This is a genomic window from Pseudomonas sp. LFS074 (genome assembly GCF_047978165.1).
In the GTDB taxonomy this organism is placed as follows: domain Bacteria; phylum Pseudomonadota; class Gammaproteobacteria; order Pseudomonadales; family Pseudomonadaceae; genus Aquipseudomonas; species Aquipseudomonas putida_P.
The window spans coordinates 159,455-179,887 of record NZ_JBFPFV010000003.1 but is presented as its reverse complement, the minus strand read 5'-3'; the positions used below and the strand labels follow the sequence as shown (position 1 = coordinate 179,887).

General features: G+C 54.6%; 19 protein-coding genes and 3 pseudogenes. 11 read left to right on the top strand and 11 right to left on the bottom strand.

Annotated elements, in window-relative coordinates; all coding sequences use genetic code 11:
- Positions 1-42 precede the first annotated feature (42 nt).
- The gene (locus tag ACNQP3_RS24820; protein WP_003253450.1) at positions 43-264 is read right to left on the bottom strand and encodes a hypothetical protein; all 222 of its coding nucleotides are present in this window, start codon (positions 262-264) and stop codon (positions 43-45) included.
- A 266-nt stretch (positions 265-530) separates the two neighbouring features.
- On the opposite strand from ACNQP3_RS24820, the gene ACNQP3_RS24815 reads away from it, so the two are divergent.
- Positions 531-1,118 carry a hypothetical protein gene (locus ACNQP3_RS24815; RefSeq protein ID WP_004576065.1) on the top strand — a complete coding sequence of 196 codons (588 nt, stop codon included), beginning with the start codon at positions 531-533 and terminating at the stop codon, positions 1,116-1,118.
- A 58-nt stretch (positions 1,119-1,176) separates the two neighbouring features.
- Here ACNQP3_RS24815 and ACNQP3_RS24810 read toward each other — a convergent pair whose 3' ends face one another.
- Together ACNQP3_RS24810 and ACNQP3_RS24805 are read right to left on the bottom strand one after the other, a co-directional pair.
- Complete coding sequence (locus ACNQP3_RS24810; RefSeq protein WP_059183344.1) at positions 1,177-2,595, bottom strand: heavy metal sensor histidine kinase; 1,419 nt, start codon at positions 2,593-2,595, stop codon at positions 1,177-1,179.
- Entirely contained in the window at positions 2,592-3,266 is a 675-nt protein-coding gene (locus ACNQP3_RS24805) for a heavy metal response regulator transcription factor (RefSeq protein ID WP_059183343.1), read from the bottom strand. Before ACNQP3_RS24805 ends, ACNQP3_RS24810 begins: the two co-directional genes overlap by 4 nt.
- Positions 3,267-3,946: 680 nt before the next feature.
- On the opposite strand from ACNQP3_RS24805, the gene ACNQP3_RS24800 reads away from it, so the two are divergent.
- Complete coding sequence (locus tag ACNQP3_RS24800; protein ID WP_004577661.1) at positions 3,947-4,273, top strand: DUF2790 domain-containing protein; 327 nt, start codon at positions 3,947-3,949, stop codon at positions 4,271-4,273.
- A gap of 32 nt (positions 4,274-4,305) precedes the next feature.
- Here the strand turns inward: ACNQP3_RS24800 and ACNQP3_RS24795 are convergent, their stop codons facing one another.
- The 3 genes from ACNQP3_RS24795 to ACNQP3_RS24785 all read right to left on the bottom strand — a co-directional run bounded on the left by ACNQP3_RS24795 (position 4,306) and on the right by ACNQP3_RS24785 (position 6,113).
- On the bottom strand, positions 4,306-4,656 hold the full coding sequence (locus ACNQP3_RS24795) for a DUF3147 family protein (RefSeq protein WP_004577662.1): 351 nt from the start codon (positions 4,654-4,656) through the stop codon (positions 4,306-4,308).
- A 158-nt stretch (positions 4,657-4,814) separates the two neighbouring features.
- On the bottom strand, positions 4,815-5,720 hold the full coding sequence (locus tag ACNQP3_RS24790; protein ID WP_004577663.1) for a cation diffusion facilitator family transporter: 906 nt from the start codon (positions 5,718-5,720) through the stop codon (positions 4,815-4,817).
- Positions 5,721-5,774: 54 nt separating this feature from the next.
- Positions 5,775-6,113, bottom strand: a complete 339-nt coding sequence (locus ACNQP3_RS24785; protein ID WP_080635014.1) for a zinc ribbon domain-containing protein — start codon at positions 6,111-6,113, stop codon at positions 5,775-5,777.
- Positions 6,114-6,603: 490 nt separating this feature from the next.
- Between ACNQP3_RS24785 and ACNQP3_RS24780 the strand changes: the two genes are divergently transcribed.
- The 3 genes and pseudogenes from ACNQP3_RS24780 (at position 6,604) to ACNQP3_RS24770 (ending at position 9,041) form a co-directional block, all read left to right on the top strand.
- On the top strand, positions 6,604-8,301 hold the full coding sequence (locus ACNQP3_RS24780; protein ID WP_059183342.1) for a phosphoethanolamine transferase: 1,698 nt from the start codon (positions 6,604-6,606) through the stop codon (positions 8,299-8,301).
- Between the two features lie 122 nt (positions 8,302-8,423).
- Positions 8,424-8,552, top strand: coding sequence for a hypothetical protein (locus ACNQP3_RS24775; RefSeq protein WP_003253468.1), 129 nt, complete (start codon positions 8,424-8,426; stop codon positions 8,550-8,552).
- Between the two features lie 225 nt (positions 8,553-8,777).
- A pseudogene (locus ACNQP3_RS24770) lies at positions 8,778-9,041 on the top strand (hypothetical protein).
- Between the two features lie 272 nt (positions 9,042-9,313).
- Here the strand turns inward: ACNQP3_RS24770 and ACNQP3_RS24765 are convergent.
- A complete protein-coding gene (locus ACNQP3_RS24765; protein WP_004577665.1) occupies positions 9,314-9,658 on the bottom strand; it encodes a cupin domain-containing protein in 345 nt (114 codons plus the stop codon).
- Between the two features lie 282 nt (positions 9,659-9,940).
- On the opposite strand from ACNQP3_RS24765, the gene ACNQP3_RS24760 reads away from it, so the two are divergent.
- Both ACNQP3_RS24760 and gmtX read left to right on the top strand, forming a co-directional pair.
- Entirely contained in the window at positions 9,941-13,585 is a 3,645-nt protein-coding gene (locus tag ACNQP3_RS24760; RefSeq protein ID WP_264316550.1) for a VPA1269 family protein, read from the top strand.
- The gene (gene gmtX / locus ACNQP3_RS24755; protein WP_059183340.1) at positions 13,575-14,207 is read left to right on the top strand and encodes a gamma-mobile-trio protein GmtX; all 633 of its coding nucleotides are present in this window, start codon (positions 13,575-13,577) and stop codon (positions 14,205-14,207) included. The genes ACNQP3_RS24760 and gmtX overlap by 11 nt, the downstream gene beginning before the upstream one ends.
- Positions 14,208-14,343: 136 nt before the next feature.
- On the opposite strand, the pseudogene ACNQP3_RS24750 reads toward gmtX, so the two are convergent.
- The 3 genes and pseudogenes from ACNQP3_RS24750 to ACNQP3_RS24740 all read right to left on the bottom strand — a co-directional run.
- Positions 14,344-14,550 (bottom strand): annotated as a pseudogene (locus ACNQP3_RS24750) (cupin domain-containing protein); the annotation flags it as partial.
- Between the two features lie 96 nt (positions 14,551-14,646).
- Positions 14,647-14,813: pseudogene (locus ACNQP3_RS24745) on the bottom strand (cation transporter); the annotation flags it as partial.
- 24 nt (positions 14,814-14,837) lie between these two features.
- Positions 14,838-15,719: a LysR substrate-binding domain-containing protein gene (locus ACNQP3_RS24740; RefSeq protein ID WP_060494439.1), complete on the bottom strand. Its 882-nt coding sequence runs from the start codon at positions 15,717-15,719 to the stop codon at positions 14,838-14,840.
- A 78-nt stretch (positions 15,720-15,797) separates the two neighbouring features.
- Between ACNQP3_RS24740 and ACNQP3_RS24735 the strand changes: the two genes are divergently transcribed.
- Entirely contained in the window at positions 15,798-16,562 is a 765-nt protein-coding gene (locus ACNQP3_RS24735) for a sulfite exporter TauE/SafE family protein (protein ID WP_060515375.1), read from the top strand.
- Here the strand turns inward: ACNQP3_RS24735 and ACNQP3_RS24730 are convergent.
- Complete coding sequence (locus tag ACNQP3_RS24730; protein WP_012274194.1) at positions 16,552-16,866, bottom strand: putative quinol monooxygenase; 315 nt, start codon at positions 16,864-16,866, stop codon at positions 16,552-16,554. The two genes, ACNQP3_RS24735 and ACNQP3_RS24730, sit on opposite strands and share 11 nt — an antisense overlap.
- Before the next feature lie 162 nt (positions 16,867-17,028).
- Here ACNQP3_RS24730 and ACNQP3_RS24725 point away from each other — a divergent pair, with 162 nt between their 5' ends.
- The 3 genes from ACNQP3_RS24725 (at position 17,029) to ggt (ending at position 20,388) form a co-directional block, all read left to right on the top strand.
- Positions 17,029-17,619: an NAD(P)H-dependent oxidoreductase gene (locus ACNQP3_RS24725; RefSeq protein ID WP_012274193.1), complete on the top strand. Its 591-nt coding sequence runs from the start codon at positions 17,029-17,031 to the stop codon at positions 17,617-17,619.
- A gap of 87 nt (positions 17,620-17,706) precedes the next feature.
- Complete coding sequence (locus ACNQP3_RS24720; RefSeq protein WP_041166788.1) at positions 17,707-18,603, top strand: LysR family transcriptional regulator; 897 nt, start codon at positions 17,707-17,709, stop codon at positions 18,601-18,603.
- Positions 18,604-18,720: 117 nt separating this feature from the next.
- Entirely contained in the window at positions 18,721-20,388 is a 1,668-nt protein-coding gene (gene ggt / locus ACNQP3_RS24715) for a gamma-glutamyltransferase (RefSeq protein WP_264316549.1), read from the top strand.
- Positions 20,389-20,433: the final 45 nt, after the last annotated feature.

Here is a 20,433-nt window from a genome sequence, read left to right as displayed (position 1 = left end):
TGTCGATTACTTTCGTCATTTGAAGTCCTATTTAACCGCCGATTAATTGTCGGCTTGTTCCTTACCATCCTTGCTTTCTTTCTTTTGCTCTTGAGCGACTTGTTGTTTGTTCTGGTCCGAAGAGTCATCGCTCCATAGGCGAGCCTGTTCGGTTCGGAAGTTCTCGTTGAACTGTTTCGCTCGCTCGAAGCCGCCTTCAGCGTAAGCGGTACCCATGAGACCCAGCAGCAGGCTGCCAATAGCGATAGACTTGACAAATTTCATTGTGAACCTCGGTTCATACTAGGCCTACCTGATTAGCGGCCTTTGTTGGTTTGTAGTTTAGGAACGCGAAGCTAACGACAAGGTGAGTCAATAATTACAATTCCGTAATTTTGGCTGCAGATAGGATGCGTTAAATCGTCAAATCTGGAAGGATCATGTCTATCTCGGCACTGTCGAGGGCGACTTCGAATTTTGTCTTAAATTACAATTTTGATATCTAGCGCGTTAATTCAGCGCGGCGTTGTTGGCCGCCCTAGGAGATAGCCATGAATGACATAGAGCCCTGGGCAGTTGCTATCGGTGACTTTCGCCGCTGCACTGAAAAACTCACTGTCCAACTCGACGAGCTGACCTCGCAGACGCGCACCTCCAGCGCTGTTCTGGAGAGGTCGAACGAACTGGTGGAACAGGTGGACGCTGTCGGCCGGCAGATTCAGGAGGAGGTGCGAAAGGCGGAGAAGGCTTGGTCGAATGCGGAAGAAGTTGCCTTGCGCGCCGCTGCATCAGCATATTCAGCTGCATGCCGCGGAGTCGAAACCGCCATCCAGCCACTGATTTCGGAGCTTACAGCAGCGACAAAGGCCGCGGACGCCTCTATCCAGGAGCTCAAGCGTGCACCGGTGCTGGCCAAGCGTTATGTGATGGTGGTTGCCACGGCGTTCTTCATTCTGGCGCTGATCTGTGTCTACTCGACAATGCGCCTGATCGATGCCGCCGGCAGCGTAAGTGCTCAAGAGAAAGTGAATGCTCAGTACTTCTCCCACCTGTGGAAGAATGCCAATCCTGACGAGCAGAAGATCATCAAGTCGGTGATTCTGCGGTCGCCCATGGACCCTGTGGTCCTCCGGCACTGATGCATTGAGGCAAACAAAAAGGCCCGTCGATTGACGGGCCTAATCGTGTCTGCGCAATTTAAGCGGCGGTCATTGCCGGCTGCATTTGCTGGGCTGCGGGAAAGTGAAGGTGGAACCACGTGAAGTTTTCTTCGGTCACCTCCACGCTCGCCGACCCTTGGTGCAGGCTCATGATCGACTGCACAATGGCCAAGCCAAGACCGGTACCGCCTTCGCTCCGTGCTCGGCTCTTGTCCACACGGTAGAACCGCTCAAACAAGTGCGCATGGTGTTCCTTGGCAATACCGCGGCCGGGGTTGCCGACACTCAACGTCGTACCGCTCGCACTATGCTGCACCTTCACGTAGACCGTGCGGCCGCGAGGGCAGTAACGGATCGCGTTCGAGACCAGATTCGAGACGGCACGTTGAACCATCAGGCGGTTCCCGCGCACCACGTCATCACTGCCAGAGATCTGCAGCTGGATCTCGCCTTCTTCTGCCGAAATGCTGAAGAGATCGCACACTCGCTGAACCTCGTCCACCAAGGAAACGGGTTCGAACTCCACCATGGATGCTGGATGACTGACCTGGGCCAAGAACAGCATGTCGGAAACCATGCGGCTCATGCGGTCCAGCTCTTCTGTGCACGACTCTAGAACCTCCCGGTACTCGGAAAGCGATCGTTCTCTGGTCAAGGCAACCTGGGCCTTGCCCATTAGGTTGGAGAGCGGTGCCCGAAGTTCGTGAGCAAGGTCGTCAGAAAACTGCGAGAGCTGCTGAACCCCATCATCCAGGCGAGCCAGCATGATGTTGATACCGTCGGCGAGCTTCTTGAGTTCTGCAGGCATCCCATCAGTTGGAAGGCGATGGTCGAGGCTCTCGGTTGAGATCTTCGACGCGATCTTGAGGAACTTGGTCAGTGGCAGCAGGCCTCTGCGCACGGTCCACCAACCAATGGCCAGGATCAACGCGAGGATGACAGGGGACATCATTAGGCCCCAGGTTAACAACGCATCGAGTAGGGCTTCATTGGATGACTGATCAGCAGTCATGTAGACGCCGACCTCCGTACCATCGCCCAGAGTCATGGCCTGAGAAGCACTGAGCAGGGGGCGTCCGTTATAGTCGCTCCACTCATATTCCGTGGTCTGCGCCGCAGCCTGGAACCTATGAACCTCTCGATTGATCTGTTTGGAACCGATGGTGAGTAAAGGATCTTCACTCTCTGCGGACCTGTAGATGCTTACGTAGAGGTTGTTCTGGCCTGTGACCAAATCCACCAGCTTGTGCGAATCTGAACTGACATCGGCAATATCAGTGATTTCGGAAAGGCTGTGCGCCATTGCCTCCATTTTGACGCCGAGATCGATGCGAGCATTTCTATCCAGTGCTTGCCCAACCATCATGTAACCGAAGGTAGCGAACATCAGCAGCAGCGCTGCGCTCATCAATCCAACTTTTAGTCCCAGCTTTGCAGCCAGGCTGAATGGCCTCATGCGCGTTCCTCAAAAACGTACCCAACGCCACGAAGCGTGTGAATGAGCTTGGTTTCAAACGGGTCATCGATCTTCGAGCGCAAGCGCCGGATGGCTACATCGATGACATTGGTGTCGCAGTCGAAATTCATATCCCAGACCAACGAGATGATCTGAGAGCGAGTCAGCGCTTCGCCCGTTCGGCTCATGAGCAGGTGCAAAAGCGCAAATTCCTTGGTGGTGAGATCGATTCGTGTGCCACCGCGGAAAACGCGATGGCGGACGGAGTCGAGTTCTAGGTCGGCAATTTTCAGCGAGCTCTTCTCTACTAACTCATCACCACGGCGTTGCAGCGAACGGATGCGTGCAAGCAGCTCAGGGAATTCGAATGGCTTAACAAGGTAGTCATCCGCGCCGCCGTCCAAGCCCTTGAGCTTGTCATTGATGCGTCCGCGGGCGGTCAGCATGATGATGCGGACCCGGCTGCTCTTGCGGATGGTTTCCAGCAGATCCCAGCCGTCGATACCTGGGAGGTTCACGTCCAGCAGGACCAACGAATAGACATTAGTGTTGAACAAGTGCAGGGCATCTACACCGTTGTGCACGATATCTACGACATACCCGCTTTCGGATAGGCCCTGCTGAAGATATTCGGCAGTTTTAATTTCGTCTTCCACAACTAGAACGCGCATAACTTATCTCAAGGTGTGAGGAAGGAGTTGGCCTAATCCGCCATGGTTGCAGGCTGTTCGAAAGTTTGGCTGGGGGTATGGCATGTGGTAGTCGCTACCTCTGTCCATACGCCGGGTCACCTGAGGACGCTTGAATCTTAACGCGAAGAAGCTGGTCGCGGCGAAATCCTACAAATTTGTAATGTAGCCGCAAGATTTCTGACAGTCATGCAGGCTCCACCCTTGAGCTTAGCGGATTCTGGGGCCTGCAACGGTGTACGACAGCTTCGCCTGACGGGTGGAATCGGCCAGGACAGGCAGCATTTCTGCCGCTAGCTGGCGGGACTGGTACTGGCCTTGGATCGAGTGCCATGCAGGCAGTCCCCATGGACGGCCCCAAACCCCTGCGCCTTTCTGTGAATTAGTTCACGCGAGGGCTCAGTATTCTCTCGAATAATTATCTTACAATCTATTACATGTCCAAATTGTAATTGCGCGATCATCTTGGTGTTAGCCTCCTTTGCTAGTTTAACGGCAGCGTAAGAGGCATTGCTGCTTTGGAAATTGTCTCATTTCAAAGCAGCTTGGCAAGAGCGACGGGCAGTTGTTCACGCCAGTGCATTCACCTGTAAACCATACGCTCCTTTGGTAGGTGAATTTTAGCGCCCCCCTACGGGCGCTTTTTTATTAAGGGACTTCTTATGAACACTACTGTATCAGCGATCGCCGTGTTTATGCTCTTTACATCACTAACAGCCAATGCCCAAAGCGGTATGGAGATCAATCAACGCATTGAGCGATCTGCTAGAGAGGCTACTGCGGATTATGCTCAGCGCGTAAAAAAGCCCATGCCTCAGCTTGAAGACTACGCCTATGGCATGGACCTTGACGTTAGTAAGTTGGTGTATGTATCGCCCAGCGTGCGGTACTGCGGTAACGTGAGAAGCATGATGACCTACGAAGACTCAAAGGGCGAACTACATATGGTTCGCTACCTGGTCAAAGGTGAGTGCATCAATAGTCGTTGAACGGCCCCTGAATTGCAGTCCTGGCTCGTGACTTATAACAGCTCAATGCCAAATCGACGGAGCAGCAGGGCAAAGCCCCCAAAGCTCACCATGGTGATGACGATACTGCTGATAAGCGTTGGCCAGAATCCCAGTTTGGGCAGCAGCACTGGAAAAGCGATGAACATCGGCAGGGTCGGCAGCACGTACCAGAAGGTGTACCAAGCATGATTGGAGATCTTCTCCATGCTCTGGTTCTCCAGGTAAAGCCAGACCAGCGTCAAGACCGTGACCAGCAGCAGGGCGGCGACCAGCCCGCCCAGCTTGTCACTGCGCTTTGCCAGCTCCGATACGAGAATCACTAATCCGGCAGTGAGTAGATACTTCGTGATGATCCAAGCCATCGCTGAACCTTCTGGAGGTTATGGTCGGGGGCAGGCGAAGCCATTCACCAACCCCTCTCGAAGTGCTCCTGCCGTTTACGCCATCCTTCACCGCATGTCTTCTACGACATCACCCTCAGCCAGGAGGGTGATGTGTTTGTTTGGTTTTTACCGATCGATCAGTGTGAGGGCGACGGAACGCTTTCGTGGAAAGCTGCCCGCTCGATCTGGATGGTGCAGTGATGGATTTCGAATGCATCGCTGACAGCATCCACGACGGCCGCCAGCACAGCATCCCCATCTGCAGAATCCCGTATCACTACGTGCGACGTCATCACGTTGCTGCCACTGCTGACGGCCCAGACGTGCAAGTCATGAACGTCCGTAACGCCATCTACGCCGAGGATGGTAGCCTCGATTGCCGTCACGTCGAGCCCCCTCGGCACACCCTCCATGAGGATTCCCAGGCTTTCGCGAAGCAACTGCCACGTCCGCGGCAGAACCCAGAGGCCGATTGCCACAGCGACAATCGTGTCGACCCAAGTCCAGCCGGTGAAGCGGATGATGAGTGCCGCGATGATTACGCCTAGCGAGCCGAGCATGTCGCTCCAAACTTCGAGGTAGGCTCCTTTGACGTTGAGGCTCTCGTTGCTCGCAGATGCCAGAAGGCGCATCGAAATTAGGTTGATGATCAGGCCGGCGATTGCGATCCACATCATCGCTCCGGTAGCGATCTCCGCCGGCATGAAGAAGCGCTGGTAGGCCTCATACAAGATGTACATCGCCACCAGGAAGAGCAGCACGGCGTTGAACGTCGAAGCCAGAATTTCCAGGCGCGCATAGCCGAAGGTTCTTTTCTGATCTGCCGGCCGCTTGGCTATCTGAAGTGCAATCAGTGAGATCGCCAAGGCGGCAGTATCTGTGAACATGTGAGATGCGTCCGACAGCAGCGCCAGGCTGCCGGTAATCCACGCGCCGATCACTTCTGCAATCATGAAGCTGCCAGTCAAGGCGAGCGCCATGATTAGCTTCTTCTGATGCCCCTCGCGTACTGCAGCGCTGCCATGGTCGTGATTTGAACCCACGTATTTCTCCTTGCGCAGGGTTGTGGTCTCGTTGGCCTTCCTGTCTAGCTAGCCTTAGAGCGTCGCTTGGCCACACTGACTGCAAAATCTTGCTCCTGCACTCAGCAGCGAGCCGCAGGCGGTGCAACCACTCGATAGCGGTGTTCCGCAGTTTAGACAAAAGCGTGCTGACGGATCGTTGGCCGTCCGGCACTGCCTGCAGCCCTGCAGATCTTTGATGGGGGCTGGAGTGGCAGGGCGCCCGCCGTCATACACCTGATTGCCGCCGTCGCAGCCCTGCTGCCGGCCATGGCGATCATATTGCTCGGCCCCATGTCCCCCGCTGTGGTGCTTGCCTCCACCGTGGTTTTCACGACCATGGTGCCCGCCCAGGATGTTTTTGAAAAAGCTCATGGTATTCGCCCCTCATTGATGGGTGACATATTAACGAGCAAAAGTTGAAAATAATGTTCTGCTCGCGAGAAAGACTTGTAAGTTGAATTGAAAGTTCAAAATTAGCCTACGACAAAACGAAACCGTTTTGTTCGTGAAATTAAATTTATCTAGCTGAGCGGCGCATTGTTTTTGGTGGGTGGTATTCCCCTAATTTTGATCATAGCGTGATCATTGACAATCAAAGCAGCAGTTATTGGATTTCTGTCAGCATTGTAATCCCGAGGTCATCGTGTCGTTATCAGGTCCCGGAAATAATGCGCTCAGCGAGATTCATTTCTCTTTTTATCCCTATGCCTCACACATACTAAGCGTCCCCAACGCGTAGGGGCCCAAGGCCTCTGGCGCTCCGCACATTGCGCAATCGCTCAGCATCTGTCGACGGCTTGCCTTGTAGCTCCCGCTAACTCCATAGCTACCGCCATGGATAAGCAGCTTCCAGAGTTTGATAATGACACCTTCCAAATCCATTGTTCACACCCTGTTAAGCAAATGGATCTTTGCTATTCGCAATGCGCGGCAGAAAGGCATCAGTACTAATTTGCTAATCGGCCTGGTGACTTTTTGGTTGCTGCTATTCGCGAACGCTGAGCTCTGGAACGTGCTCTGGACGCTGGTATTCAAAACCGATGAAGTGAACTGGCTGCTAGCTGCTAGCCTCCCAGTCATAGTATTCGCATGGGTGTTTACCGTTCTGAGCTTGCTGTCATGGGGGCGGCTGGCCAAACCCTTGCTGTGTCTGGTACTGATCAGCGCGTCTTTCGCGAGTTACTTCATGAATGCCTACGGCATCGTGGTCGATTACACAATGTTCACCAACGTTGTGGAGACCGACGTCGCTGAGGCAACCGAGCTGCTGAATTGGAAGCTCGGTCTTTGGGTCGCAATGGTTGGGGTGTTGCCCGTCTACCTGATTGCCCGGGTTCCCCTCCGGCGTAAGCCTTGGGCCAAAGCTTTGGTCAGCAGGTTCATTGCTCTGTCGCTCGCTCTGTTGACCTTATCTGGCATCGCGTTGAGTCAGTACCAGTCGTATGCCTCCTTGCTGCGCAACAATCGGGAGATCCGGCTGATTCTGGTACCTACCAACTTGTTTGCGGCTGGCCATGGGTACCTGAAGCGTCAGCTGGCCTCACCTAAAACGCTGACGGCCATTGGTACTGATGCGGTAGTTAATCGACAGGGTGCGGCTCGTAAACCCAGGCTGCTGGTACTGGCAGTAGGAGAGACCGCTCGCTCCGCCAACTTCTCCCTCAACGGCTACTCCCGTGAAACGAATCCGGAACTAGAAAAGCGAAATGTCATTAGCTTCACGAACGTGAGCTCCTGCGGTACCGCCACCGCGGTCTCGCTGCCATGCATGTTCCTGGACGTGGGTAAGGCCCAGTACAAAGATGGCTTGGCCAAGAGCCGAGAAGGGCTGCTCGACGTGCTTCAACGCGCTGGCATCAGTGTCATGTGGACTGACAACAACTCGGGGTGCAAAGGGGTCTGCGACAGGATTCCCAACCACAAGGCTGCCTCTCACGCGGATTCCCAACTGTGCACCAGCGAGGAGTGTAAGGACGGGGTGCTGCTCACGGAGATGCAAGACTTCATCAAGCGCCAGGAAGGCGATGCTGTCCTGGTGCTCCACTACAAAGGCAGTCACGGCCCGGCCTACTACAAGCGCTACCCCTCGCAATTCAAGAAATTCGCACCGGTGTGCGAGACCAACGAGCTCGACAAATGTAAGCAGGAGGAGGTGGTCAATGCCTACGACAACTCAATCCTCTACACCGATTATGTGACTGCAAATCTCATCGATATCCTGGCGGCCAACACCAAGTTCGACACTGCGCTAATGTACGTTTCGGACCACGGCGAATCGCTGGGGGAGGGTGGGCTCTATCTGCACGGGCTGCCTTACGCGATGGCTCCTGACGAGCAAACAAAGGTGCCGTTGGTACTTTGGATGTCTGACTCGCTCGCGAAGAGCGAAAAGGTCAACGTGGGTTGTTTGAAAGCTCAAACCACGTCACCGCTGAGCCACGACAACCTGTTCCACACCGTGCTCGGCATGATGAACGTCCAGACGTCCTCGTATCGCTCAGCGCTGGATTTCACAGCCCCTTGCAAGCCCTTGGCCGGAGGCTCTTATTCAGGCCTTTAAATGTTCGATATGGCCCGGATCATCGGCCAGGCGGCTCTGCACAAGCCTGCTTTGACAGCTGAGAGAAGCTGGACTAATTACATAGCTGCATCCAACAACCCAAGCGGAAAAGGAAGTTTTGCATGAGCATCAAGCCAGGCCCTAAGCGCACCAATGAAGATGGCACTCCGGACAAAAGGCAGCGAGTCACCCCTGAGAAGCAGAAGGACCATCCGGACCTGAAACCTCACAAGCACAAAAAGGGGGAGTAAGAGAAAAGCAGCTCTCGGGAGCTGCTTTTTTGTTTAGGCTGCGTGCAAACCTTCCTGACTGTAGTCGTGAGTCTTCTGCTTTGCGTGATCGGTTGGGGTTGTTTTAAGTCACTACAAGGTGGTCACTTGTCGGGCGCGACTCACAAAAAGCTTAGATCGGCTTGATTACCGCCTCGCTTTGGCTAGCTTGGAATCCATCGCTATCCATCGATTGCAGGGGGCTGCATGCGTTTGCGCGGAGATGTTTATTGAAGCTGGGCAGATCCTACGCTTCATCACCGGACCCACGAAGAGATCCTGAATGACGGATTTTATCTCGACGTGCAGGTAAAGCTTTCGCGGAAAGCCGCAACGCAGCTGTTTATCGGTGTGTACGCGCCGTCGGGAACCGCGCTTTATGAGGAAGCGTTCGACACCCGGCCGAACGAATCAATGACGAGCGCGTTGGCCTGGGGAGTCGCCAGAGCGCGTGTCGTAGCTACGTTGTAAACCACTTTTTTTCACTGTAAGCCACTGTGGTTTACAGTGAAAAAAGTGGTTTACAGCAGGCCTCCTCAGGCTTGAGTCAGCTCCAGCAGATCGCCCAGTTCCTCCCGGGCCATCTTCACTCAACACTGAGCCAGTCGTGAGGTTGCACCGCACAAAGTCTTCCGCATCTATGTCCCGCTTGGCAGAATTCGAAGGCGTGATGTCTGTACCTCCTTCAAATCCGCGATCATGGTCATGCGCCGACGCGATGGCGCGGCGCTGCCATTTGACATTTAAGAGAATACGAAATATTTGCGTACGGTCTCTACTACTTCCCAAGTTCCGGAAAAGCCAGGCTCTATAATAAATTTGTCGCCTGCTTTGAGGTGAATTGGCTGCTTACCATCGGGGGTAATCACGCAATAACCTTCTTGGAAGTCGCAGTACTCCCATTTGGTATAGGCCACGCGCCATTTACCGGGCGTGCATATCCATGTACCCATAATCTTCGAGCCATCTTCCGAGGTGTACGAGTTCAGATTGACAGTGTGAGGCTCGCCCGACAGCCGTTCCCAGGTGCATGCGTCAAGAACTGGTAAAGGGGAGGTGTCGCGCAGTACAACGATTAGGTCTTTCATAGAATGTGTTCGTGTGGTGATGATGTTTTGTAGCATCACAAAGTATGTCAGAAGAGAGATGTCTGTACCCGACACTAATATGCCCGTTTGCGAATTTCTGTCTAGGCTAACTCCATATGAAGGTGAGCGTTAGTGTTTTTTATATCTGATTATCAGCTCAAATGGTCGATGTTTCTATCCGGCCATTCAAAAACGATCTGAGGGTGGCGGTGGAAGGTGGTGATGTATTGAACTACGCTATACATGCGTCGCTGCAATAAACTAAATTGCATGAGAATAAAAATGCCAGAAGAATCTTATTGTAGCTATGATGAAGCTCGCCAGATAATTGCCGCGCTTAATATATGCACTGCCGGTCAATATAGGAGTCGATACAAAGAGCATGCGGGATTACCATCAAATCCCCCAATTTTCTTTGCGGGAAAAGGATGGGATTGTTGGTATGTGTTTCTGAGCAAGGCAAAGCCAGACTTATACGAATCGTTGTCGCAAGCACAGATTGCAGCAAGGTTTCTAGGTATTTCAACTCAGCTAGAATACGTGGCTCGTTATAAGGAAGACTCACGTCTGCCTTCCGATCCCGTACGGTTTTACGATGAATGCAAATCTTGGAGGCATTTCTTCCAAGAGGATTATGAGAAAGCTTATCCAACCTATGAAGAAGCAAAAAGCGCAGCGAGAAGGCTAGGTGTACACACCGCGAAAGAATATAAAAACCGTTACTTAGCCGATAAAAAACTGAGGAGTAATCCAAATGAAGTCTACGCGAAAACAGGTTGGAAAGGGTGGGGGCCGTTCCTTTCAGATGAGCTGGTTGCTATATACGCGAGCTATGAAGAGGCTAAGCAAGCGACAAAAAAGCTGGGGATTGTGAGTGTTCCGGATTATCGGAAAAGATACTACGAAGATCCCAGGCTCCCATCTAGCCCTGAAAAGGCTTATTCTGGCCGCGGCTGGACTAATTGGTATGATTTTTTTGATAGGCAGAAATCTAAATTTTATCCCACCTATTCAGAGATGGAGCAGGCGGTGCATAAATTGGGCATTACGAGTAAAGATGAGTATTTGGTTAGGCGTAAGGAAGACGAAAAATTACCCTGTGCGCCTTGGTCGGAGTACGCTTCTAAAGGCTGGGTCAGTTGGAAGTTTTTGTTTCGTTTCTTTAAACCGCTTTTTTATAGTGATTTGGCCGAGGCTAGCGCCGCTGCTCAGCGGTTGGGGATTATAAGTGCGTCTGACTATAGAGCTAAATATAAACTGGATCCTCGTCTGCCGTGCGACCCTAAGAGTCACTTTCTTCCATGGTCAGGATGGCCAAATTTCCTTGGGGTTGAGCGCGACAGGAATTACAAAACATATGAAGAAGCAAAAAAAGCTGCCGAAAAATTTGGTTTTAAGTCATATGCCGAGTATAGAGACGGATATAAGCAGGATCCTAGGCTGCCGAGTGCTCCCTATCGAGCCTTCAAGCACAAAGGCTGGATCAGTATACAAGACTTTCTTTCGCTGGAAATAGCTCCTGATTATTCAGATAGCTACCCATGCTTGTGTGATGTATATGAGAAACATTTGAGGTTTCAAACAAATTATGCAATACGTCGCATGGCGTTGAGGGTGCTGATAAACGGATACTTTCACGAATTAAATTTACCTGATGATCCAAAATTTTTATTATTAAGGGCTAATAAGTTTAATGCTGCGCTGTATATATCATTGATTGAGTCTCAGGCAGAGTCCCTGAAGCAGCAGGTACACACGTCAATTTCGACATTTTTTCAGTGGGTTCTCGACGAAGAATGTACAGATGTCGATGGGGATGAGAGCGTCGTGCTAAACGACTTCAGAAATCCGTTTTCTAGCATCCTCGCCGGATTCGCCAAAGGGTTAGGCTATTCTAAACTAGGTCAGACGAATAAACCCTCGCTTGGTTACGAGTATATTTTGAGAGCTAGAAACTACCTCGTTCCTGATTATGAGATGTCTCTATCACGACGCGTGTCCCTAAGCCAGTTAGAGCATCTCCAAGAGTTCTTCGATAGCCGCGGAGACTGGCTTGATGTCCCATTATCGAAAATTGATGTCGATGATCCTCATACGGTATGGCGAAAGCTTGAGCGAATTGAGCGGGTTGTTGCTGGGAAACGGCGCAGAGTAGTTGTGTATCAGGTATGGTCTCCGGTTCGGTTTGTAGCGCTTTATACCTTGCTAAGGTTTCCATTACGGGGGCAACAGATTCTGTGGCTGGATAGCGGAGAGGCTGACCGAGAGGTCGGAGTTGTTGACATGGAAACTGGTACAATTGAGTGGAGGAAGAATACTGGGCATCTTGCTTTGCGTGGCACCAGGAGCAGTACACCTCAGGCGGCAGTTCAAAAAGGGAAAAATGGATATCCAAAGTTCTATTGCACAACTAATAAAACTGGTGCTCGTGATCAAGGATACGAAGTCGAATGGATTCCAGAGGATTTGGCGTATTGGTTGTTGGTGTTGAGGGACTGGCAGGAAAAATACTCACCGCTTGATTACCCCACACCATGGACTTCGATAAAAACACACGCAGAGATCAATAGTGAGATTTTGAAATCTCGGGGTAGCCAATGCTTTCTTTTTCGACAAGATAAAACGGGTCAGCCTATTACTACGGCAACGGCCTTCCAGACCACATTGCCTAAGCTACTTTATCTCATTCAACGGGGTGGGGAAGATCTAGCCAGGAAAAACAGTCAGTACGGACCTCGTTATCTTAGTGACTACACTCCTCACTGCTTGAGGGTAAGTCTCATCACCGCCTATATAGCGGACGGGGATGCGCCGATACATATAGTGTCGAAGCTGGTTGGGCATGCAGCGCTCGTCATGACCATTCACTATGTGAGTCTTAAGGAACACCAAATGCGGAGGCCTATGCAAGAGGCCGAGAAGCGTGCTGAATATACCGCCTGTGATAATTTGGTGCGAGACGTGCTTGCCAATGGCTTGCAATCGCAAGCTAGGAATTTGATTGCAACTGACGGAAATAGGATTTTTTTCGAGAAGTCATCGACAAAATCTGCAAACGTAATTTTTGATTGGGGAATATGCCCGATGTCGGCTGCCGCCTGCAATATAGGTGGTGATCTCATTGAGAATGTATATGCCGCGGTTGAAGCTGGGTATCTAGGGCAGAAAAATTGTCCTCGTTGTCGTTTCTTTGTTTCAGGGATAGCATTCTTAGGAGGATTGGTTTCATTGGCGAATGAGATAGCTCTTGAAATTCATGATGAAAGCGGTAGATATCAAGCTTATACAGCTGAACTGGATGAGTTGGAAAGCGCCTGGTACGATGCGAGCATCAAAGATCTACCATTTGATCGGGAGCTGGACCGTAAACGTTCAGTCGCTCAACAGCAACAAAGTGCAGCAAAACTCGAAGTGTTGTTACGTGACTATGGGGCTGTCAATCGCTACGTAATGGATTGCGTAAAAGCAATCGATCACACTGAGTCAGAAAATAGTGAGGCAGAGCTTAAGTTAGTTGTTTCGGAAGACCTGAAGGAGATGAGCTTCAGGGCCTCAGAGTCGACCTACCATCTGCTGTCTGAAATCTGTCAAAATGCAACTATTTACAGATCTGCGAACCCATCTCGTGCCTTGCCATTGATTTCAGAAATGATCGACAGGATGGCAGCTAATAACGGGTTGCGGCCAGCAATGTATAAGCTTACAAATGCGCAAAAGCTTGCTGCATGCAATCAGTTAAATTCGTTGCTGATGAGTCGTCTGCATTCCTGGGAAAGAATCGATAATTTGATCTCAGGGAAGTTAATGATATTGGATGTTGATGAATATCAAGCCGGTTTGACTCCCATAACATCCGAAATCAAGGCGATTTTTTCGAATTACGTATCGCTTACCTCTGGTGCGCATGGAGACGAGAATGATGAGTGAGCTTCCAGAAGTGGTATTTGAAAGGTTGACATCCGAAGCAAGTGACTCTCGACGCCGTCGAAGTCTGGAGGCGATCAACGAAGCTTGTAAGATTGCTGCGAGCCTTGAGGTAAAGGACTTCTCATACAGAGCTCTGCTGGCTATGGGACAAGCTCGCGGCTTGGCAGTACCCAGTGAAAAGTCGATTGTGAATCCTACAGGGGAACATTACAGATTGCTAATCCATGCTTGGAAACAAGCATCGATGCCAGCTCCAACGCATCAATTCTCTGATGCATTATCTTGGGTCTCGAGTATCGAAGATCCGGTGCTGAAGTTAAATGTTTCTTTGCTGGTAAAGGAGTTGAAGGCGTTAAAATCAAAGATGCGTCGACAGCTTTCTAGTGGCATGACGCCCATTTTTTTAGGTGCGGTTGAAGGGAAAACACCTGAAACATACTTTCGGCTGAGGGAGGTTGAATTATCGGCGCTGAGGTTTGCAATCGATGAGGATAATCTGCGTCAGATGGGACAGACAATCGGGCCTCGTGGCGAGGTCTCGGACTCCAAGGGCCGTATCATTCAAAAACCGGGATTCAGAGATGCGATTGAGAAAGTGTTGACCTTGGAGAGGGGAGGTTAGCAAAGGGCCTTATCGGTGGCTTCGATTTAGGAACTGGATGCTGGGGTATCCTAAAATTATTCCCAAAAAAAAATCAAGAAAAACAAGTCGATAACGTATTTTTGTTGGTTTTGGGATATTTTTGGTTTCACTAAGCGAGGAAGTGGCAGAACTCCCACTTCTCGTAGTTGACCTCGAACTTGCCTGGGGTGCAGATCCAGGTGCCCATGATCTTGCTGCCGTCGGCAGACAGGTAGGCATTGAGGTTGACGGTGTGCGGATCGCCGCCGATGCGCTTCCACTTGGTGGCGTCCACGACCGGCGTCGGGCAGGTTTCGCGCAGGACGGTGATGAAATCGGACATGGCACAACTCCTGGTGACTGGCTGAATGACGGGTCACCATAGGCCCATCGGCCGAGCCGCAGTTGCCTGGGCTCGACGTCCAGCTGCCTGCCCGCGCTATGCCAGGCGTTTTACCTCGACGGTGATGTGCGCCAGTTCTTCGTGCCCGCCCAGAGCCTTGCGCACGCTGTTGGCGCTGAGAGCGACTTGGCTGGCCAGCCGAGAATGCAGGCGTACCGGTCTTTGCCCACGCGCCATAAATGCAGGTCGGTGATGCTGGCCGGCACTACCTGCACTTGTTGCTTGCCTCAGCCGCAGAGTGTGGTGACCAGCCCTGCGGCATAGCCCGGTAGCGCAGTAAAATCCCGCGCGCATACCAGCAACTTGCGGTTGGCCCATGGTTCCTCAAGCGCTACCCAATGCAACGGCAACATCCCTTGCCAGCGCTGCACCGCTGCCAGCGGCACCACCCCGACACCTGCACCGCCCGCCACCATGCGAATCACCCCGTCAAACCCTTCTGCCCGCACCCGAATCCGCATGCGCCGCCCCTCGCGTAGCGCCTGCTCTTCCAGGTACAGCGCCAACGCACTGCCAGCCCCAAGGCCGACATAGCCATGGCTCAGGCTTTCGATGAAGCTGGGCGCGGCTGCATGGGCCAGCGGGTGGCCCAGCGGTGTCACCAGCACCAGCGGGTCGTCGCGAAACGGCCGGGTTTGCAGATGCTCGCTGGGGGCAGCGGTGGAAACGATGCCCAGGTCGGCGATGCCCTGGGTAATCGACTGCACGATGCGCAAGCTCGGCAGCTCTTGCACGTCCACGCTGACACCGGGGTTTTCCGCCAGGAAGCTGGCCAGCAGTTCGGGCAGGTACTCGGTAAGCGCAGCGGTGTTGCACAGCAGGCGCACCTGGCCTTGCTGCCCCTGCGCATACTGGCTTAGGTCGAACTGCAAGCGCTCGACTTGCTGGGTTATCAGCCGCGCATGCTGCAACAACGCCTGGCCGGCCGGCGTCGGTTGTACGCCACGACGGTTACGCTCAAGCAAAGGAATACCCAGCGAGGCTTCCATGGCGCGGATGCGCGCACTGGCCGCTGCCAGTGAAAGATGGCTGCGGCTGGCGCCGGCGGTGATGTTGCCGCACTCCAGGGTGTGCTGGAACAGCTTGAGGTCGATCAGGTCAAAGTGCATGTGGCTCTGTCTTGGCAAGAGGCTGGCTGAGTATATGGCAGATTTTCACCTCGTTCGCTGTACGCCATCATCGGCCCCATGACTACCTTGCTCACTTTCTTCCAGAACATTGGCCCAGCACTCTCGCTGCTGGTGGTACTGACTTTCCTGCTAGCTGGTGCAGTGAAGGGGGTGATCGGCCTGGGCCTGCCGACCATTGCCATGGGCTTGCTGGGCCTGGCCATGTCACCGGCGCAGGCTGCCGCATTGCTGATCGTGCCCTCGACCCTCACCAATCTTTGGCAGTTGGCCAGCGGTGGGCACCTGCGGGCGCTGCTGGTGCGGCTGGGGCCGATGCTGGTGATGATCTTTGTCGGTACATGGCTGGGCAGCGCCTGGCTGGGAATCAACAGCGGCCCGTGGGCTGCCCACGCGTTGGGAGCCGCCTTGCTGGTCTATGCGTTGTATGGGTTGGTCGGCCTGGGCTTTCATGTGGCTGCGGGGCACGAGCGTTGGCTGGGGCCGCTTTGCGGCCTGGTCACTGGCGTGGTCACGGCGGCGACTGGGGTGTTCGTGATGCCCGCTGTGCCCTACCTGCAGAGCCTGGGTCTGAGCCGAGAGCAGATGATCCAGGCCTTGGGCCTATCATTCACGGTCTCGACCCTGGCCTTGGCCGTTGGCCTGGCTGGGCAGGATGCCCTGGGTGGCCAGGCGCTGGGGGCATCGCTGCTGATGCTGGCGCCGGCCCTGCTTGGCATGCTGGCCGGGCAGTGGCTGCGTCAGCGCATCAGTGCGCTGCTGTTCAAGCGTTGCTTCTTCATCGGCCTGGCCGTACTCGGCGGCCATCTGCTGATTAACGGTTAGCAGATGATGCGCTGAGCATGTCGACCCGCTGGATATCGAAATCGCGCTCCAGGTATTCCATGCGTTTTTCGAAGAACGCAGTCATGTGCGGCAGGGCCGAATGCACGTCCAGTGCAGCCTGGTCGGCCCACACTTCGAAGAACACGAACAGGCTCGGGTCTTCCTTGTCGCGCAGCATGTGGTACTCGATGCAGCCTGGCTCCTGGCGGCTTGGCTCGACGTAGGGGCGGAACAGGGTTTCGAACGCATCAGCCATTTCCGGGCGGGTCTTGGCTTTGAGGATGAAGGCGAACTGCTCACTCATGGGGCGCTACTCGATGATGGTTGGTGAGCTGATTCTACGGCAATAATTCATTGCCAATTCGTGACTTCTGATCAATTGTATTTTGCCCCGTCACTGCTGTATCCCACACCCGTGAGCCTCTAATCTGCCGGCCTGAATTTTGATTCGGCCGTGGAGGCCAGCATGAAAAAGATCCTTCTGCTCAATGGTGGTAAACAGTTCGCTCACTCTGATGGCCGTCTCAACGCAACCTTGCACGAAGCGGCCCTCGCTCATCTGGACCGCGCCGGGTTCGACGTGCAGCAGACATTCATTGACGGTGGTTACGATGTGCAGGCAGAGGTGGAGAAATTCCTCTGGGCTGATGTGATCGTCTACCAGATGCCCGGTTGGTGGATGGGGGCGCCGTGGACGGTTAAGAAGTACATCGACGAAGTCTTCACGGCAGGCCACGGCAGCCTCTACGCCAATGATGGCCGCACCCGTTCGGACCACTCGCAAAAGTACGGCAGCGGCGGCCTGGTGCACGGCAAGCAGTACATGCTGTCGTTGACCTGGAACGCGCCGCAGCAGGCGTTCGATGACCCGAGCGATTTCTTCGAAGGCAAGGGTGTTGATGCCGTTTACTTCCCGTTCCACAAGGCCAACCAGTTCCTTGGCATGAGCGGCCTGCCGACCTTCCTGGCGGTGGATGTGATGAAGCGGCCGGATGTGCCGGCTGCCTTGGCAGCGTATGAAGCCCATCTGGACAAGGTATTCGGCAAGGCGCAGTAATGGGAGGTTGGGGCCGCGCAGCGGCCCCTTGCACAGACTCCGATGACCCGCTATCAATCACCGCATACCCCTGCCAAGGCCAATCGTGTGATAACCCGATCCGAAGAACTCCAGGTATTCGTCGCCGTCATCGACTGCGGCTCGATCTCCGCCGCCGCCGACCAGATGGGCCAGACCCCCTCCGCCGTCAGCCGCACCCTGTCGCGGCTGGAAGGCAAGCTGGGCACCACGCTGGTCAACCGCACCACCCGGCGCATGGACCTGACCGAGGAGGGCCGTTTCTTCCTCGAGCGTTCGCGGCTGATCCTGGAGCAGATGGACGAGATGGAAGAGCGCCTCTCGATGAACCGCCAGACCCCCTCCGGGCGGCTGCGCATCAACGCCGCTGCGCCGTTCATGCTGCATGCCATCCTGCCGTGGATCGGCGAGTTCCGCCGCCAGTACCCGGGCATCGAGCTGGAGCTGAACACCGACGACTTGATCATCGACCTGCTGGAGCAGAGCACCGACGTGGCGATCCGCATCGGTGAGCTGGCCGACTCCAGCCTGCATGCGCGCAACCTGGGTTGCAGCCCCGTGCAGGTACTGGCCAGCCCTGCCTACCTGGAGCAGCACGGCACACCGCAGCGCGTCGAGGATTTGGCCAACCACTGCCTGCTCGGCTTCAGCCAGCCCGAATCGCTCAACCATTGGCCACTGCGCCACGCCCAGGGCGACCGCTTCAGCATCCGCCCGGCATTGCTCGCCTCCAGTGGCGAGACCCTGCGCCAGCTGGCGCTAGCCGGGGAGGGCATCGTCAGCCTGTCGCATTTCATGACCCACGAAGACATCCGCACCGGGCGCCTCCAAGTGCTGCTGGGCGAAGCCAATAATGGCTACCGTCAGCCGATCCACGCGGTCTACTACCGCAACACCCAGCTGGCGCTGCGTATCCAGTGCTTCCTGGACTTCATCCAGCGCAAATTGGCGATGTACGCCTGCTGAGTTGCCTGAACGCGACAAATCCTGCCCACAGGCGGCGAAACTTCCTACGGTTGATTGCACAGTCGAAGCGCTTCGGCCTTACTGACTGCTCAACAAAAACAACACCAAGGAAGTGTCATGCGTATTGTCCCGTTCCAGTACCTGGCTCTCGCAGCCGCGATTCTGAGCTGTTCCTCGGTTTACGCCGCCAACCTGGAGGGCGGCGCGGTGGCCGCACCTGATCAATATGGTGCACAGGTAGCCGCCGACATTCTGAAAAAGGGCGGCAACGCGGTGGACGCCGCAGTGGCAACCGCCTTCACCCTGGCGGTGACCTACCCCGAGGCCGGCAACATCGGTGGTGGCGGCTTCATGACCCTGTTCATCGACGGCAAGCCCTACTTCCTCGACTACCGCGAAGTCGCGCCCAAGGCCGCCACGCGCAACATGTACCTGGACGACAAGGGCGAGGTCATCGAGAACCTGAGCCTGGTTGGTGTACGCGCCGCTGGTGTACCCGGTACGGTGATGGGCTTGTGGGAGGCGCACCAGAAGTTCGGCAAGCTGCCCTGGAGCGAGTTGCTGACCCCGGCCATCGGCTATGCGAAAAACGGCTTCAAGGTGGCGGAAAAACAGTACCAGTACCGCAACGATGCCCAGGGCATGTTCAAGACAGCGACCAACTTCAACGACTACTTCGGCAACATGAAGGTTGGCGAGCTGTTCAAACAGCCGGAAATGGCCCAGACCCTGGAGCGCATCGCCGACAAGGGCGTGAGCGAGTTCTACCAGGGCAAGACCGCCGACCTGCTGGTGGCGCAGATGCAGGCCGACAAAGGCCTGATCACCAAAGAAGACTTGAAGGACTACAAGGCCGTGTGGCGTGAGCCGATGGCCGTAAGCTGGCGCGGCAATGTGGTGTACACCGCCCCACCGCCGAGCTCCGGTGGCGTGGCACTGGCCCAGTTGCTGGGCATCAAGGAAGACCGCGCGGCGGACCTCAAAGGGGTGGCGCACAACTCGGCGCAGTACATCCACCTGTTGGCAGAGATCGAAAAGCGGGTGTTCGCCGACCGTGCCGACTACCTTGGCGACCCGGCCTTTACCAAGGTGCCGGTGGACCAGCTGGTGGCCAAGGATTACCTGGCCAAGCGCGCCGCGCAGGTCAACCCGAAGGCCATTTCCGACACCGACAAGGTCAAGCCAGGGCTGGAGCCGCACCAGACCACGCATTTCTCGATCGTCGACAAGCAAGGCAATGCGGTCAGCAATACCTACACCCTCAACCTCGACTACGGCAGTGGCGTGGTGGTGAAGGGCGCGGGCTTCCTGCTGAACGACGAGATGGATGATTTCAGCGCCAAACCGGGTGCGGCTAACGCCTTTGGTGTGGTCGGCGGTGATGCCAACGCCATCGAACCGGGCAAGCGCATGCTTTCATCGATGAGCCCTAGCCTGATGACCCGCGATGGCAAGGTCGAGCTGGTGATCGGTACCCCGGGTGGTTCACGGATCTTCACCTCGATCTTCCAGGTGATGAACAACCTGTACGACTACGGCATGCCGTTGGACAAGGCGGTGGCGGCGCAGCGGGTGCACCATCAGTTGCTGCCCAAGGACACCATCTACTTTGACAGCTATGCGCCCCTGACCGGGCCGGTAGCTGATGAACTGAAGAAGATGGGTTACGTGCTGGAGGACCAGGGTTGGGAGATGGGCGATATCCAGGCGATCCGGGTGGATGGGGCGAAGCTCGAGACCGCTTCTGATCCGCGTGGGCGTGGGGTGGGGATGATCGTCAAGTAAGCCTGTTCGGGCGCTGGGAGGGCTTCGCCCTCCTTTCGCGACACA

Coding starts and splice junctions, on each gene's coding strand:
- ACNQP3_RS24780 (WP_059183342.1), top strand. CDS start 6,604: ATGACACCTTCCAAATCCATTGTTCACACCCTGTTAAGCAAATGGATC.
- ACNQP3_RS24725 (WP_012274193.1), top strand. CDS start 17,029: ATGAAAAAGATCCTTCTGCTCAATGGTGGTAAACAGTTCGCTCACTCT.
- ACNQP3_RS24735 (WP_060515375.1), top strand. CDS start 15,798: ATGACTACCTTGCTCACTTTCTTCCAGAACATTGGCCCAGCACTCTCG.
- ACNQP3_RS24730 (WP_012274194.1), bottom strand. CDS start 16,866: ATGAGTGAGCAGTTCGCCTTCATCCTCAAAGCCAAGACCCGCCCGGAA.
- ACNQP3_RS24805 (WP_059183343.1), bottom strand. CDS start 3,266: ATGCGCGTTCTAGTTGTGGAAGACGAAATTAAAACTGCCGAATATCTT.
- ACNQP3_RS24775 (WP_003253468.1), top strand. CDS start 8,424: ATGAGCATCAAGCCAGGCCCTAAGCGCACCAATGAAGATGGCACTCCG.
- gmtX (WP_059183340.1), top strand. CDS start 13,575: ATGATGAGTGAGCTTCCAGAAGTGGTATTTGAAAGGTTGACATCCGAA.
- ggt (WP_264316549.1), top strand. CDS start 18,721: ATGCGTATTGTCCCGTTCCAGTACCTGGCTCTCGCAGCCGCGATTCTG.
- ACNQP3_RS24785 (WP_080635014.1), bottom strand. CDS start 6,113: ATGAGCTTTTTCAAAAACATCCTGGGCGGGCACCATGGTCGTGAAAAC.
- ACNQP3_RS24800 (WP_004577661.1), top strand. CDS start 3,947: ATGAACACTACTGTATCAGCGATCGCCGTGTTTATGCTCTTTACATCA.
- ACNQP3_RS24765 (WP_004577665.1), bottom strand. CDS start 9,658: ATGAAAGACCTAATCGTTGTACTGCGCGACACCTCCCCTTTACCAGTT.
- ACNQP3_RS24795 (WP_004577662.1), bottom strand. CDS start 4,656: ATGGCTTGGATCATCACGAAGTATCTACTCACTGCCGGATTAGTGATT.
- ACNQP3_RS24810 (WP_059183344.1), bottom strand. CDS start 2,595: ATGAGGCCATTCAGCCTGGCTGCAAAGCTGGGACTAAAAGTTGGATTG.
- ACNQP3_RS24815 (WP_004576065.1), top strand. CDS start 531: ATGAATGACATAGAGCCCTGGGCAGTTGCTATCGGTGACTTTCGCCGC.
- ACNQP3_RS24740 (WP_060494439.1), bottom strand. CDS start 15,719: ATGCACTTTGACCTGATCGACCTCAAGCTGTTCCAGCACACCCTGGAG.
- ACNQP3_RS24760 (WP_264316550.1), top strand. CDS start 9,941: ATGCCAGAAGAATCTTATTGTAGCTATGATGAAGCTCGCCAGATAATT.
- ACNQP3_RS24820 (WP_003253450.1), bottom strand. CDS start 264: ATGAAATTTGTCAAGTCTATCGCTATTGGCAGCCTGCTGCTGGGTCTC.